This window comes from Flagellimonas sediminis, assembly GCF_010500845.1.
Taxonomy (GTDB): domain Bacteria; phylum Bacteroidota; class Bacteroidia; order Flavobacteriales; family Flavobacteriaceae; genus Flagellimonas; species Flagellimonas sediminis.
Map to the genome: position 1 here is coordinate 359,525 of NZ_JAAAMI010000001.1, position 13,091 is coordinate 372,615.

Annotated in this window: 10 protein-coding genes; 6 read left to right on the forward strand and 4 right to left on the reverse strand. The window is 42.8% G+C overall.

Annotated elements, in window-relative coordinates; all coding sequences use genetic code 11:
• Positions 1-5 precede the first annotated feature (5 nt).
• Positions 6-1,001: a sulfate/molybdate ABC transporter ATP-binding protein gene (locus tag GTK07_RS01625; RefSeq protein WP_163632371.1), complete on the forward strand. Its 996-nt coding sequence runs from the start codon at positions 6-8 to the stop codon at positions 999-1,001.
• Complete coding sequence (gene arfB, locus GTK07_RS01630; protein ID WP_163632373.1) at positions 979-1,383, forward strand: alternative ribosome rescue aminoacyl-tRNA hydrolase ArfB; 405 nt, start codon at positions 979-981, stop codon at positions 1,381-1,383. Before GTK07_RS01625 ends, arfB begins: the two co-directional genes overlap by 23 nt.
• 49 nt (positions 1,384-1,432) lie before the next feature.
• Here arfB and GTK07_RS01635 read toward each other — a convergent pair whose 3' ends face one another.
• The 4 genes from GTK07_RS01635 to GTK07_RS01650 form a co-directional block, all read right to left on the reverse strand.
• Positions 1,433-3,058 (reverse strand): hypothetical protein, encoded by a 1,626-nt coding sequence (locus GTK07_RS01635; protein ID WP_163632375.1) that lies wholly within the window; start codon positions 3,056-3,058, stop codon positions 1,433-1,435.
• 303 nt (positions 3,059-3,361) lie between these two features.
• On the reverse strand, positions 3,362-3,805 hold the full coding sequence (locus tag GTK07_RS01640; RefSeq protein ID WP_163632377.1) for a GreA/GreB family elongation factor: 444 nt from the start codon (positions 3,803-3,805) through the stop codon (positions 3,362-3,364).
• A gap of 11 nt (positions 3,806-3,816) precedes the next feature.
• The gene (locus GTK07_RS01645; protein ID WP_163632379.1) at positions 3,817-5,169 is read right to left on the reverse strand and encodes a sensor histidine kinase; all 1,353 of its coding nucleotides are present in this window, start codon (positions 5,167-5,169) and stop codon (positions 3,817-3,819) included.
• Entirely contained in the window at positions 5,169-6,533 is a 1,365-nt protein-coding gene (locus GTK07_RS01650; protein WP_163632382.1) for a sigma-54-dependent transcriptional regulator, read from the reverse strand. The genes GTK07_RS01645 and GTK07_RS01650 overlap by 1 nt, the downstream gene beginning before the upstream one ends.
• Before the next feature lie 774 nt (positions 6,534-7,307).
• On the opposite strand from GTK07_RS01650, the gene GTK07_RS01655 reads away from it, so the two are divergent.
• From GTK07_RS01655 to GTK07_RS01670, 4 genes are all read left to right on the forward strand, one after another.
• The gene (locus tag GTK07_RS01655) at positions 7,308-8,651 is read left to right on the forward strand and encodes a TolC family protein (RefSeq protein WP_163632384.1); all 1,344 of its coding nucleotides are present in this window, start codon (positions 7,308-7,310) and stop codon (positions 8,649-8,651) included.
• Positions 8,652-8,659: 8 nt separating this feature from the next.
• On the forward strand, positions 8,660-9,910 hold the full coding sequence (locus GTK07_RS01660) for an efflux RND transporter periplasmic adaptor subunit (RefSeq protein ID WP_163632386.1): 1,251 nt from the start codon (positions 8,660-8,662) through the stop codon (positions 9,908-9,910).
• Positions 9,911-9,981: 71 nt separating this feature from the next.
• Positions 9,982-10,677: an ABC transporter ATP-binding protein gene (locus GTK07_RS01665; RefSeq protein ID WP_163632388.1), complete on the forward strand. Its 696-nt coding sequence runs from the start codon at positions 9,982-9,984 to the stop codon at positions 10,675-10,677.
• Between the two features lie 29 nt (positions 10,678-10,706).
• Positions 10,707-13,088 (forward strand): ABC transporter permease, encoded by a 2,382-nt coding sequence (locus GTK07_RS01670; protein WP_163632390.1) that lies wholly within the window; start codon positions 10,707-10,709, stop codon positions 13,086-13,088.
• Positions 13,089-13,091 lie beyond the last annotated feature (3 nt).

The following is a 13,091-nucleotide window of genomic DNA, read 5'->3' on the forward strand; positions in this document are numbered from 1 at the left end:
AGATAATGCTAAAAGTCCACATTGATTCCTTTGGATATAAGGACCAGAATATTCTGGAAGACATTTCATTTACAGTCGCCAAAGGCGAACATTTGGCCTTGATGGGCGAAAGTGGTTCCGGAAAAAGTACCTTGTTGAAAATTATCTACGGACTACTGCATGTGGAAAACGGTTCCATTTTTTGGGGTGAAACAGAAGCTTTGGGGCCCAACTTCAACTTGGTGCCTGGTGAACCGTACATGAAATACCTCGCCCAAGATTTTGATCTAATGCCCTTTATCACCGTTGAAGAGAATATTGGTCAATTTCTTTCTGTTTTTGAACGCGAGACCCATCAACAACGCATTGATGAGCTTTTGAAATTGATCGAAATGGAGGACCATGCCAAGACCAAGGTACAGTTCCTCAGTGGAGGGCAGCAACAGCGGGTCGCTTTGGCGAGGGTTCTGGCGCAGGAACCGGAAGTCCTTTTGCTCGATGAACCTTTTGGACATATTGACAACTTTAAACGGAACTCCCTGCGCAGAAACCTGTTCCTCTATCTCAAGGAAAAGAATATCACAGTTCTCACGGCCAGTCACGACCCCAACGATGTGCTGCCCTTTGCCAAACGGACTTTGATTTTAGAAAAAGGACGCATCATTGCAGACCAAAAGACCAAAAAACTTTATAATACCCCACCCAATTATTACACGGCTTCCTTGTTCGGGGAAGTGAACCAAGTGCCCATAAAACTGCTTAAATCCTATGCCGAAATAGATAGGTCCATCTTGATCTATCCCCATGAATTCCAAATTTCGAAATCTTCGGGACTAAGGGTTGAGACTCAACGATCCTTTTTTAAGGGCAGCCATTATTTGAACGAAGGAAAAACCGAAGACGGAACCACGCTCTTCTTCAATTCGGATAAAAAACAGATTCTTGGCAAGACCATTTTCCTTAATGTATCTTTGAAGACCATCAACAAACGTCTTCGCATTGGACAAACAGCAAGTACATAGGGAACTTACCTTCAAGGCCGTTAGGAGTAGCGGTGCCGGTGGCCAGCATGTGAACAAGGTTTCGTCCAAAGTGGAATTGTCCTTTAATCTCCTTGAATCTGAAGGGTTGACCGAAAAGGAAAAGGAGCGACTTCAATCCAAATTATCATCAAGGTTGACCAATGAAGGGGTGTTGATCCTTCAGTGTGATGAGGCCCGGAGCCAGCACAAAAACAAAGAATTGGTGGTAAAACGCTTTTTCGATATTTTGAAAAAAGGCTTGGAAGTCCCCAAGAAACGCATGCCCACCAAACCGACCAAATCAGCTGTTGAAAAAAGGCTCAAGTTGAAAAAAATGTCTGCAGAACGGAAAGCTTCCCGAAGAAAGCCAAATTTGGATTGAATTGAAACAATCTCAAATTCGATTTTATTTTTTCTATGGTTTTCGAGATTTAATATGTTTTGCCTTCTGTCTCCAGATAAGGGAATGCAATCAAAAACTTGCCGAATCCTCCCATATAGGATTCAGGCCAAGCTCCAATCCATCCTCCTCCTTCAGCCTTTGTCAAAGGCCTTTGAAATCCTCCTGTCCCGCCATATGCGTTTTGTAAAGAGGCATTATTATAGTAGGCATTGGCTTGAGCAATTGGCACCATATAGTGAAACTTATTTGGCATCTGATGAGTGGGATAACCCGAAATATTAACTTGTCTAACATCTCCCCAAGCATTTATTCCTGTGGACTGTCCCAAATATTTTGTGAATGCCAGCAAATAACTTTCCAAACCTTTGGTGCCTCCTTTAGTGTCGCTGGCAGCATGCGACTTAAGATAATCGCTTAATCCTTCACTTGTGGTGTAATCATAAAAATAGGAATAGCTATACCCTTTTACAATCGGATTTCCTTGTAAAACTGCTACCGCATGGCTATGAGCCATACTCGACAAAGTTGACATGGTAATGCCCCAGTATACTAATCCCAGATCGGGATTACTAGAAGTTGCCCTCTTTAATTCAGTAGTTGTTCCATCAGGGAACACGCTTAACTTGAACACATTTTGATACCAAGTTTCCGTAAGTTCCAGAGCGGCCTGATCTTGGTATATCAACCCATAATAATGTAAATAGCTGGCATATTTGGAAGGAACGTTCCAGTGTGGTAAAACAGCGGCATGGTTTACCGTATAATCTGTCTGCTCTGCTCCATTCACCGCAATTACGGCATTATTGGTGCCGGAATATTTCATGTTATATCCCGTATCGCTGGCAGAAGTTTTCCAACTAGAACCAAAACCATAGATATAATGATTGGTTAATTTGTCGAACATCCAATCCCTACCCTTTTTAAACCAATCAACTATTGTTTGTTCTTCTTGACTAGTTAGGCCAGTATCTAGGCCCATCGCCTTTATCAAGGACCAATTATTTAATGTTTTTTCCAACCAGGCTGCAGTCAAAAAAAATGGATTGGTTTCTGTCCCGTCCAACCAAGCACTCCTATTGGAAAAATCAAGGTTGGGGTCTTTTGCTCTTTTTAATATTTGATCTGCAATAGCTTTTGATAATTGTTCGGCATAGGCCAAATCACCGGTTTCATTTCGATTAGCCAAAATAAAAGCGTATAAACCTGCATAAAAAATATTGTCGGAAACATAGTGCGAGCCATTAGTTACATTGGTAGGCACTGGATCACAACCCAAACCACACGCCCTTATACCACTTGAAGGCATCCAATCCAAGCGACCAATATCAGGATTGGAAAGAAAATCTTGTGCTTGATTGATCATCCTTGTAATGTCTTCACCATTAGTTCCGGGTCTTGAAAAACCACTTGCAACTCTTGAAACCATTAAATCAACCTGATTGCTGGTGAACATAACCTGGTAAAAACCATTATTACCGTTTACATTTGGATTATTAGTTGTTCCTCCGTCTGTATCTGTGCCGTTTTCAACGGTTGTTTCTTCATCAATTACAGCTTCTAGAAATAAATCATTATCCTTATTACAGGACATAAAAACAAGAAAGCAAAAAGGAATAATCGCAAGCATTGTTCTCTTTAGGGTTAAGAAATCCATAGGGTATTTTTTTTGAGAATTGGGTTTAGACTTAAATTTGTCTTATCAAAAAAAATCGTTTAACTGCAATATTCAACGTTAAACGGCAATTTACTGATTGCGAATCTACGGACGAATCTTTTTGTTGGACGTTTCATCGATTGTTTTTTCGATGAAATGCACTGTTTATCTGAAACTTAACATAATTTTTAGAAGTTTTGCCTTTATTAGCACCTCTAACTTAACAGAGAGTTAACTTAAATAATTCTAGCAGTTACCTTTAGCTAGAAATTGAATTGTTTCTTAATTAAAATTAACAAGCGATCACACTACCTCCAAAATGGTATGGGTGTTCCCATTGAACACAAAGCTGTCGCCCTTCTTCTTGTCCACCAACAATTGTGCAATGGGCGCATTGATGGAAATACAATAAACCACACTTTTTTCATGCTTGAAGGCCCCTGCGGAAATAGCTATAAAGTAGTCGGCAAAACTTGTTTTTACCCAACTCCCAGCAGCTATGGTTTCCGATCTCCTATCAATATTCACTTTTTTGAGGGCATCCCGGGTGTTATCAAGTTCCTGCACTTGTTGCGCCAGTTTTTCCTGTTCCAATTGTACCATAGCCCTTCCGGTTTCATGCTTGTCGCCGGTGGAGTTCTTGGTTTCGGAATCCAAAGATTCCTGTAGGTCGTCATTACTTTGTTTGAGACGACGGGCACGTTCGTTCACGTAGTCCCAACAAAATTTCAAAAGCTCTCGCTTCATCAAAATAAATTTTAGGCAAAGGTAAGTCGGAAATGGGTTTCCTTATAAGGAAAAGATCGCACTTGTATGCCTCCTCCGTGCAATTGCATCACACGTTTGGACAGACTAAGCCCGATTCCCGTTCCCTCACTTTTGGTGGTAAAAAAAGGCACAAAGATTTCATCCATCACCTCTGGAGGAATTCCCGGGCCATTGTCCAGTACATCAATATACTTTTTGCCATTGCTGTCCATTCCAGCAACCATCTTAACCTTTCCGTTCTCAATTTCTCCAACGGATTGAAGTGCATTCTTGGCAAGATTGATAAGCACTTGGACAATTTGTTTTTCATCAATAAAAAATTCAAGGTCATCGGGATTACAAGCCACTTTAAAATCGCTCCCACCATCTTGGAGTCTTGCAGACATGAGCACATCTATCTTTTCCAAAAGATCTTTTCCTTTTACAATGGTCCTGTTAGGTTCGGGAACGTGCAATAGACTTCGGTACGATTGCACAAAATCCATGAGGTTACCCCCTTGTTCCTTAATCACTTCCAGACCTTTTAACGTGTTCTTGATCTGGCTTTCCCCCAATTCTTCCAAGGGCGTGATCTTACCATTGTGTCTATAATATTTGATGATGGAGTCCGAAATGGAAGCAATCGGGGTTATGGTGTTCATAATCTCGTGTGTCAATACCCTGATAAGGCGCACCCATGATTCGGTTTCTTTTTCGTCCAACTCTTTATGGATGTCCTGCACCACTACCAATAACAAGGATTTTCCATCCAAGGTAAGGGGCGTTGATTTTAGGGCCAACTGAGTCTGTTCCCGTTCATTCGCCAGTTGGAAAAGCTTCCGTTCAAAGGGTTGAAAGGATTTAAAGATATGGTATAGGTTCTCGTCAACCTGCATCAACTGTTTGATATGGTTCAAAGGGGTATAATCCAACAATTTCTCCAAGGTCGGATTGGTGAACATAATATGACCTTTCTCGTTATAGGTCATGATACCTATGCTCGCCTGCTTTAAGATTTCCTGATAATATTGCTCCCTGATTTGAAGCTGCAGATACACTTCTTGTATAAGCCCATTTACACGGTTCAGGCTTTGGTTGAGTTCCTTGAAGGATTTTATGGTCACCCTTTCCGGGAACCGAAGTGTAAAGTCTTCGTTTCGAATGGCATCAAAAAAATAGGCAATCTTCCTGTTGGTACTATTAATGAAAGAAATCAGGGAATAAACTTGAATCACCAGCAATATCAAACATATTCCAAAGGAAAAATACCAGCGTTCCGATAAGGAGAACGCCAATAAGATGGCGGTCAAGGTCAGTACTAAAACCCTAATGATCAGTTGTATATAAAAGTTTCTACTGGCCATCAGTCCCCTTTTTTCTTCAACTTGTTATAAAGTGTCTGCCTGGAAATACCCAATTGCTCGGCGGCGGCGCTATAATTGCCATCGTGCTGCTCCAACGCCTTAAAAATCATCTGTTGTTCCATCTCATTCAGTGTCAATGGTTGGTGGTCCAACAATAAGTTTGATTTGGTATTCAACAGAAAATCAGATGGTTTCAATACATTTCCGTCGGAAAGGATCACCGCGCGCTCCATTGTGTGTTGCAGTTCGCGAATGTTTCCGGGCCATGGATATTCCATCAATTTTTCCTGGGCCAAATTGTTGATCTTTAATCCCGGTTTGTCATATTTCTGTGCAAACTTCTTCAGAAAAAAATCAGCCAGTATGAGAATATCATCATCCCGTTCGCGTAAAGGCGGTACTTCTATATGGATGGTATTGATGCGATAAAGTAAATCTTCCCTGAAAAGTCCATCGGACACCATTTTTTCCAAATTGCAGTTGGTGGCACAGATCAACCGAATATCCACATTGATCGGTTTGTTGGAACCCACCCGTACCACTGATTTATTCTGGATACTGGACAGGAGTTTGGCCTGCATTTGTAGGGACAAGTTCCCTATTTCATCCAAGAAAAGGGTGCCTTGATGGGCTGCTTCAAACTTACCTGCCCGATCTTCCTTGGCATCAGTAAAAGATCCTTTGGTGTGCCCAAAAAGCTCACTTTCAAAAAGATTTTCGGCGATGGAGCCCATGTCCACATTGATAAATACCTCATCCTTTCGGGAAGACAATCTGTGCAGTTCACGGGCAATGAGTTCTTTACCTGTGCCGTTTTCCCCAGTAATCAATACGTTTACGTCCGTTTTGGCCACCTTGGCCACAAGGTTCAGAACATTGGTGAGGGCTTTGGACTGCCCAACCATCAAATTCTTATCGGCATTTATAACCTGTTTCAGGTTGCTCTCCTTTTGCTTAAGGTTATGTATTTCTTTTTTGGACTTCCTAAGCTCATAAGCGGTTCTGACGGTTGCCATCAATCGTTCATTGTTCCAAGGTTTTAGGATGAAATCCGCGGCTCCTTCCTTAAGTGCCCTTACTGCCAAATCCACCGCACCATAGGCCGTCATCATGATCACCGAGGTGTGAGGTGCCTTTTTCAGGATTTCCCTTAGCCAAAACAATCCTTCGTTTCCGGTGTTCACTCCGGCAGAGAAGTTCATATCCAGCAGTACAATGTCAAAACTTTGCAGGTCGGGGTAAGACGAGATTTGGTTCGGATTGGAAATGGAGGTGACCTCCTTGTATTCGAACTGTAGCAAGATCTCGAGCGCACTCAAGATACTTTTGTTGTCATCGACCAATAAGATTTTTCCGTTGACCATTTCCACCCATTTTGAATTGCCCCAAATCGGCAACAAAAATCAATCCATATATTCAAAAAACCAAGATAGTGTTTTTTGAAATCCCAAAATACAGGTGGTATCCCACCCAAAAATAAAGCACTCGGATTTGGAATGATGGCCTTGGTCCATCACACAATCATAACCCCTGATCAGATTGTAGCCCCTATGTTAAATAATTTGGGTCAAGAGAAATTCATTTTGGTTTTCACATTGGTTTTAGGCCTTAATGGTTTTGTCCATACCGGGGATAGGGGGTCATGTAGGCAATCCGACCGGTCTTGCCAAAATGGCAAAGAAACTTTTAGAATCCCTTGATTTGGATGAGGATACGAAGGCCTGCCTTGGGGAGATTTCCAAAAATATGATGCCAATGCCAAGGAGTTGATGGAAGAAAACCTTGAATCTTTCTTTTCAGAAAAGAAAAGTCCAGGAAAAAGAAAAGAGGAAGAACAAAAGGTAATTTTTACCATGGGTCAATTGGAAAAATACCAAACCAACATTGCAAAAATAAGACTCCGGAAACCGCAGATAAGGAATTGATTCCTATCGCGTATCTTTTTTTGTTTAGACCAGAAAAAACTTGGGCTTTTAACTTTTATCCGTTTCATTCTGTACAAATATTTGACATTGTGCTGTAAATATTTTTTACAGCTGTACGGTGTGTTTATATCTTATATTATATATATTATTGATTATTAGTTGTTTATGTTTTTGGCACAAGATTGGACTATAGGTTGGCACAGCAAATTGCATATGAACCTTAAAACATACATTTCAAGTTTATTCTTCCTAACCGCCGCGTTGGGATTCAGTCAGGAATCCTGGACATTGGATGAGTGTGTGGCCTATGCCATAGAACACAACTTGCAGGTGAAGAACACCAACTACAACAACGATTCCAGTAAAGAAACGTACCGACAATCCATTAGGAACCTTTTACCTTCGGTAAATGGGTCTACTGCTTATACCATTAACTATGGTAGAACCGCTGACCCCAATACCAACGACTACGTAAACACGGAATTCTTCAGCAACAATTACTCGTTGGGTGCGAGTTTGGATATCTTCAACGGGTTTCAAAAACTGAACAGCATCCGTGCATCCAAATTCATTTATAAAGCTACACAAGAGGACGTGCTCCAACAAAAATTCCTTTTGGCATTTAGGGTGATGAGCGCTTATTATGACATCAAATTTTACGAAGGTTTGGTCGTCAATTCTTTGGAGCAACAGAAAATTTCGCAATCCAATTACGATTTGGTAAAAAAACAGGTGGAGCTTGGCATGATGGCCGGCGCCGATCTTTATGAAGCCGAATCCAATCTATTGGGCGATAAACTTTTGGTTACCCAGAACAAAAACCTTTTGGGGAATGCCAAGTTAATCCTACTCCAGGAAATGAACCTCAACGAACAAACCGATATTGTTTTACAGGAAACCTTGGAAGAAGCCTCTTCGGCAACGGAAGAAAGTATTGCTCTGGATTCGCTCTACGAAACCGCAAGGGGGTTTGTGCCGTTAGTAAAGTCCCAAGAATTTAGGGTGAAAGCTGCTAAAAAACAATTGCAGGCCACCCGAGGAAACCTATTGCCGTCCCTATCCTTGTCTGCAGGATATTCCACTGGATATTTTGAAACCCAAGTTGATGACGATACTGGAAAAATCATCCCGTTCAAAACCCAGTTCAATGACAACGCCTCCAAATATGTTGCCGCGCAGTTGAACATTCCCATAAGCAACGGTTGGTCTGCCCATTCCAGGGTGAAACAACAAAAAATCGCCTATTTACAGGCCAAGAACAATCTGGAGATACAAGAACAGGAATTGTTCAAATTATTACAGCAACTGGTGCAGGACAATCAATCCTTTATTGCCGAATACGAACAGAGCAACCAAAAAGTGAAAGCACAACAATTGGCTTTTGAAATTGCCCAAAAGAGATATGAAAAAGGACTCATCAATGCGTTGGAGCTATTTCAGGCCAAGAACCTTTACGGCGTTGCCCAAAACGAAAACCTACAGGTAGGACTAAAACTAAAGGTCAACCAAAGTACCATCGGCTTTTATAGCGGACTACCCATATTTAACATCAACTAAAAACAACCATGGATATACAATTAGAAAAAAAGAAAGGACTTAAACCCAAGCACTATGGCTACATCGCTCTTGGTGTATTGTTACTGTTTGTGGGCTGGAAATTGATATTCGCCAGTTCCATGTCCACCTTTAGGACCGAAAAGGAGCGACTATCCATAGCTTCGGTGACTGCTGGCAAGTTTGACGATTATATTACCATTAATGGTAATGTGGCCCCAATTGCCACCATTTATATGGATGCGTATGAAGGCGGCAGGGTTGCCGAAAAGCTTATTGAAGAAGGTTCCATGGTGAAGAAAGGGGATATCATCCTGAAACTGGAGAACATGAACCTGTACGAGCAAATCTTGGCCAGTGAAAGTAACTTGGCCTTAAAGCAAAACGATCTGCGCTCTACCAAGCTCACCTTTGATTCCAGACAGGTGGAAGGCAAAAAATCCTTGGCCACGGCCCAATATGACCTACAACGCTCAAAGCGAAGCTATGAGCAGAACCAAGAGTTGTACGATGGCGAACTTATCTCCAAAGAAGTCTATCTAAAAGCCAAGGAAGATTACGAACTGGCGAAAAAACAATACGAAATTGTAAAATTACAGACCGAGCAGGACGATCAGTTGAGGGAAACCTCCCTTAAAGGCCTGGACACCGATCTTGAGCGCATGCGCAAGACGCTCTCCATGGTTTATGAACGTTTGGACCACCTCAATGTTCGCGCTCCCGCAGATGGTCAGTTGGGGTTCTTGGATGCGGAAATCGGGCAGAATATTGCCCAAGGACAACGCATTGGGCAGATCAACGTATTGACCGATTTTAAAATTGAAGCGGACATTGACGAACACTATATAGATAGGGTAAAACGTGACCTATCCGCAACCTTGGAGCGCAATGGTAACGAGTATGGACTTCGTTTACGCAAGGTTTATCCAGAAGTACGAAATGGCAGGTTTAAGGTGGACCTTGTGTTCACTGGTGAAAAACCGGAAACCATTAGGGCCGGACAAAGCTATAATATCAGACTGCAGCTGGGCGAATCCAATGATGCCCTACTATTGCCAAAAGGCGGATTCTTCCAAAGTACTGGTGGGCAATGGGTATTTGTTGTAGAGCCGAATGGCAACGAGGCCGTAAAACGCAATGTGAGGTTGGGCAAACAGAATTCAAGATATTATGAGGTCCTTGAAGGACTTGAGCCAGGAGATCAGGTCATTACCAGTAATTATGACAGTTTTGGTGATGCGGAACGGATTGTTTTAAAATAATCCGATAAGTGTAACATCCATCAATTGAACAAAGTCTTTAAGTAAACTACAAAAAAACAACCATCAAAGAAATGATACAAATCCAAAATCTAAAGAAAAGCTTCCGAACGGAAGAAGTGGAAACCTTAGCACTTAACGGCGTAAACCTAAAAGTGGCAAAAGGTGAGTTTGTGGCCATCATGGGTCCATCCGGATGTGGAAAATCAACCTTGTTGAACATTATTGGTATGTTGGACAACCCTACCAGTGGCAGTTACAATTTTGCCGGACATGAGGTGGGCGGACTAAAGGAAAGCCAACGTACACAGTTAAGAAAGGGGAACCTTGGGTTCGTTTTCCAGAGCTTTAACCTTATTGACGAGCTTACCGTTTTTGAAAATGTGGAGCTTCCTTTGATCTACCTTAAAATGAGTAAGGCGGAAAGAAAGGAAAAAGTGCAAAAGGTGTTGGAGCGCATGAAAATCGCCCACAGGGAAAAACACTTTCCGCAACAGCTTTCCGGAGGTCAACAACAAAGGGTGGCCATAGCCCGTGCCGTTGTGACCAACCCCAAACTAATCTTGGCGGATGAGCCTACGGGTAACCTGGATTCCAAGAACGGTATCGAGGTGATGAACCTGCTTACGGAGCTCAATCAAGAAGGCACCACCATTGTAATGGTAACGCACTCGGACCGTGATTCTCACTATGCCCATAGGGTCATCAACTTGTTCGATGGTCAAATTGTGACCGAAAGCCAGAACAAGCCCATGGGAGCCATGGTGTAGGGGTTTATTTATCAATCAAAAAAATCATTATGTTCAAGAACAACCTAAAAGTCGCCTGGAGAAACCTGAAATCGAACAAATTGTTTTCAGGGATCAACATCATTGGGCTTTCCATGGGACTGACCATCGTCATGCTCCTTTTTCTGTTCATTTCCCATGAGAGGAGTTTCGACTCCATGTTTCCCAAAAAAGACCGAATCCAACGGGTTCTCTTAAAAACCAACGGTGATTTTGGTTTTGAAACATGGGCCACGGTACCCCCGGTAACCGCTTTGGCCATGAAGGAAGAAGTGACCAATGTGGAAAGTGCGGCAAGGTTGTTAAAACATAATTTTGGCAGACCCGCATCCTTACGTATAAACAACCAAAACTTCACCGAAGACCTTTTTTATTGGGTGGACAAGGAGTTGTTGACCATTTTCGATATTGAACTGGTAAAGGGGGATGCAACCACAGCTTTGGACAGACCGGGCACGGTCATTCTTTCCGAAACGGCTGCCCAGACCTATTTCAACCAGGAAAATCCAATTGGTCAAACTATCCTGGTAGACAACAATCGTGAACTTGAGGTTACCGGAGTATACAAGGATTTTCCTGAAAACAGCACGCTTGATGCAGAAATCATGGCCTCGAGCAATGGATATTGGTTCTACAAAAGTGATTCTTGGTCAAATGCCAGTTTTGAAACCTATTGTTTGTTGAAGGACAATGTTTCTGTGGATGCCACCCAAACGCAGATAGACCAAATGCTAGATGCAAACCTCGCCAAAGAAAACCAATGGTACTCCTTCGGTTTACAACCATTGAGCAAGGTACACCTGTATTCCGCTTCTTACGGAAATTCCTATGCATCACGGATTGGAGACATCAATGAAGTCCGCAACCTGACCTATTTGGCCATTTTGATCCTTTTGATTGCCTGTGTCAACTATATGAACCTTACCACGGCACGTTCCCAAAAGCGTTCCAAGGAAGTGGGCATCAGTAAGACCTTGGGGGCCTCTTCGCAGTCTTTGGTGGGTCGGTTTTATGTGGAAACAGGATTGATCACGGCCATTTCCATTGTTTTGGGAGTTGTATTAACGATGCTATTGCTGCCCAGCTTTAACAGTTTGACCGATCAGCAACTGACCATGGACCTGTTGCTTAACCCAACCTTTGTAATGGCCGCGTTGGGCGTGTGGCTTGTAACGACTTTGTTCTCTGGATTGTACCCTTCCATGTACCTGTCAGGATTTCTACCGAAAGAAATCCTATCGCCTTCCTTAAAAAGGGGAAAAGGGAATGTGGCCATCCGTAAGGGTTTAGTAGTAATGCAATTTGCCGCCTCTACCGCATTGATTGTTGGGGTAATGGTCATCTACCAACAAACCCAATACATCCAAAACAAAAATCTTGGTTTTGCTGCGGATAATGTAATGGCCATTTCCATAGGTGGATTGCGTGGTGAGGAAAATCGTAATGCCTTGGAGCAGGAGTTCAAAAACCTCTCGGAAGTAACCGCCGTATCCATGGCACAAGGGTATCCGGGGATGGATGTAAGTGGACGGACGCTTCGGAGAAAAGACTCGGAAGAACAAGGTCTGAACATTCAGACCAATGTGACCGATGCCGGTATCGTGGACGCCCTTAAGCTACATCTTTTGGCGGGCAGTAGCTTACCCAAGTTCAAAAGTGAAAAGGATACATTGGTGGAAGTCGTATTGAACAAAAAGGCCGTTGATTACCTTGGCTTTTCCCCAGAAGAGGCCATCGGCAAGGAAGTGTATATCGGGGTTCCCAATACCATTGTTGGGGTGGTGGATGATTTCAACTACGAATCGTTGCACCAACCCATTGGAGCCTATGCGTTCCATAATAGCACCAGTGAAGGAAAGTCGTTCATGTTGGTGCGTTTCAAGTCCGGGAATTTGGCCAATACGGTCGCCGACCTTAAAAGTACGTTCACCAGAATTGTTCCCAATCTAGATTTCAACTATTCCTTCTTAGATCAAAATATTGCACGAATGTATGCTCGTGAAAAGCGCGCGGGACAGATCAGCATTGTATTCTGCATATTGGCCATTTTTGTGGCGGCTTTGGGCCTTTTTGGTTTGGCAGCTTATACAGCGGAACAGCGCAGAAAGGAAATCGGCATTCGAAAAGTATTGGGGGCTTCCGTAGGCAAGATCAGCCAAATGCTTTCCATGGATTTTGCCAAGCTGGTCCTTATCGCCTTGCTCATCGGTTTTCCGGTGGCCTACCTTTCCATGGAAAACTGGCTACAGGGATTCGCCTATAGAATTGATTTGCAATGGTGGGTTTTTGCTCTTGCCGGCACCGTTGCACTGGGCATTGCACTATTAACGGTAAGTTTCCAATCCATCAGGGCCGCCCTGACCAATCCCACTAAAAGTTTACGCGCCGAATGACAT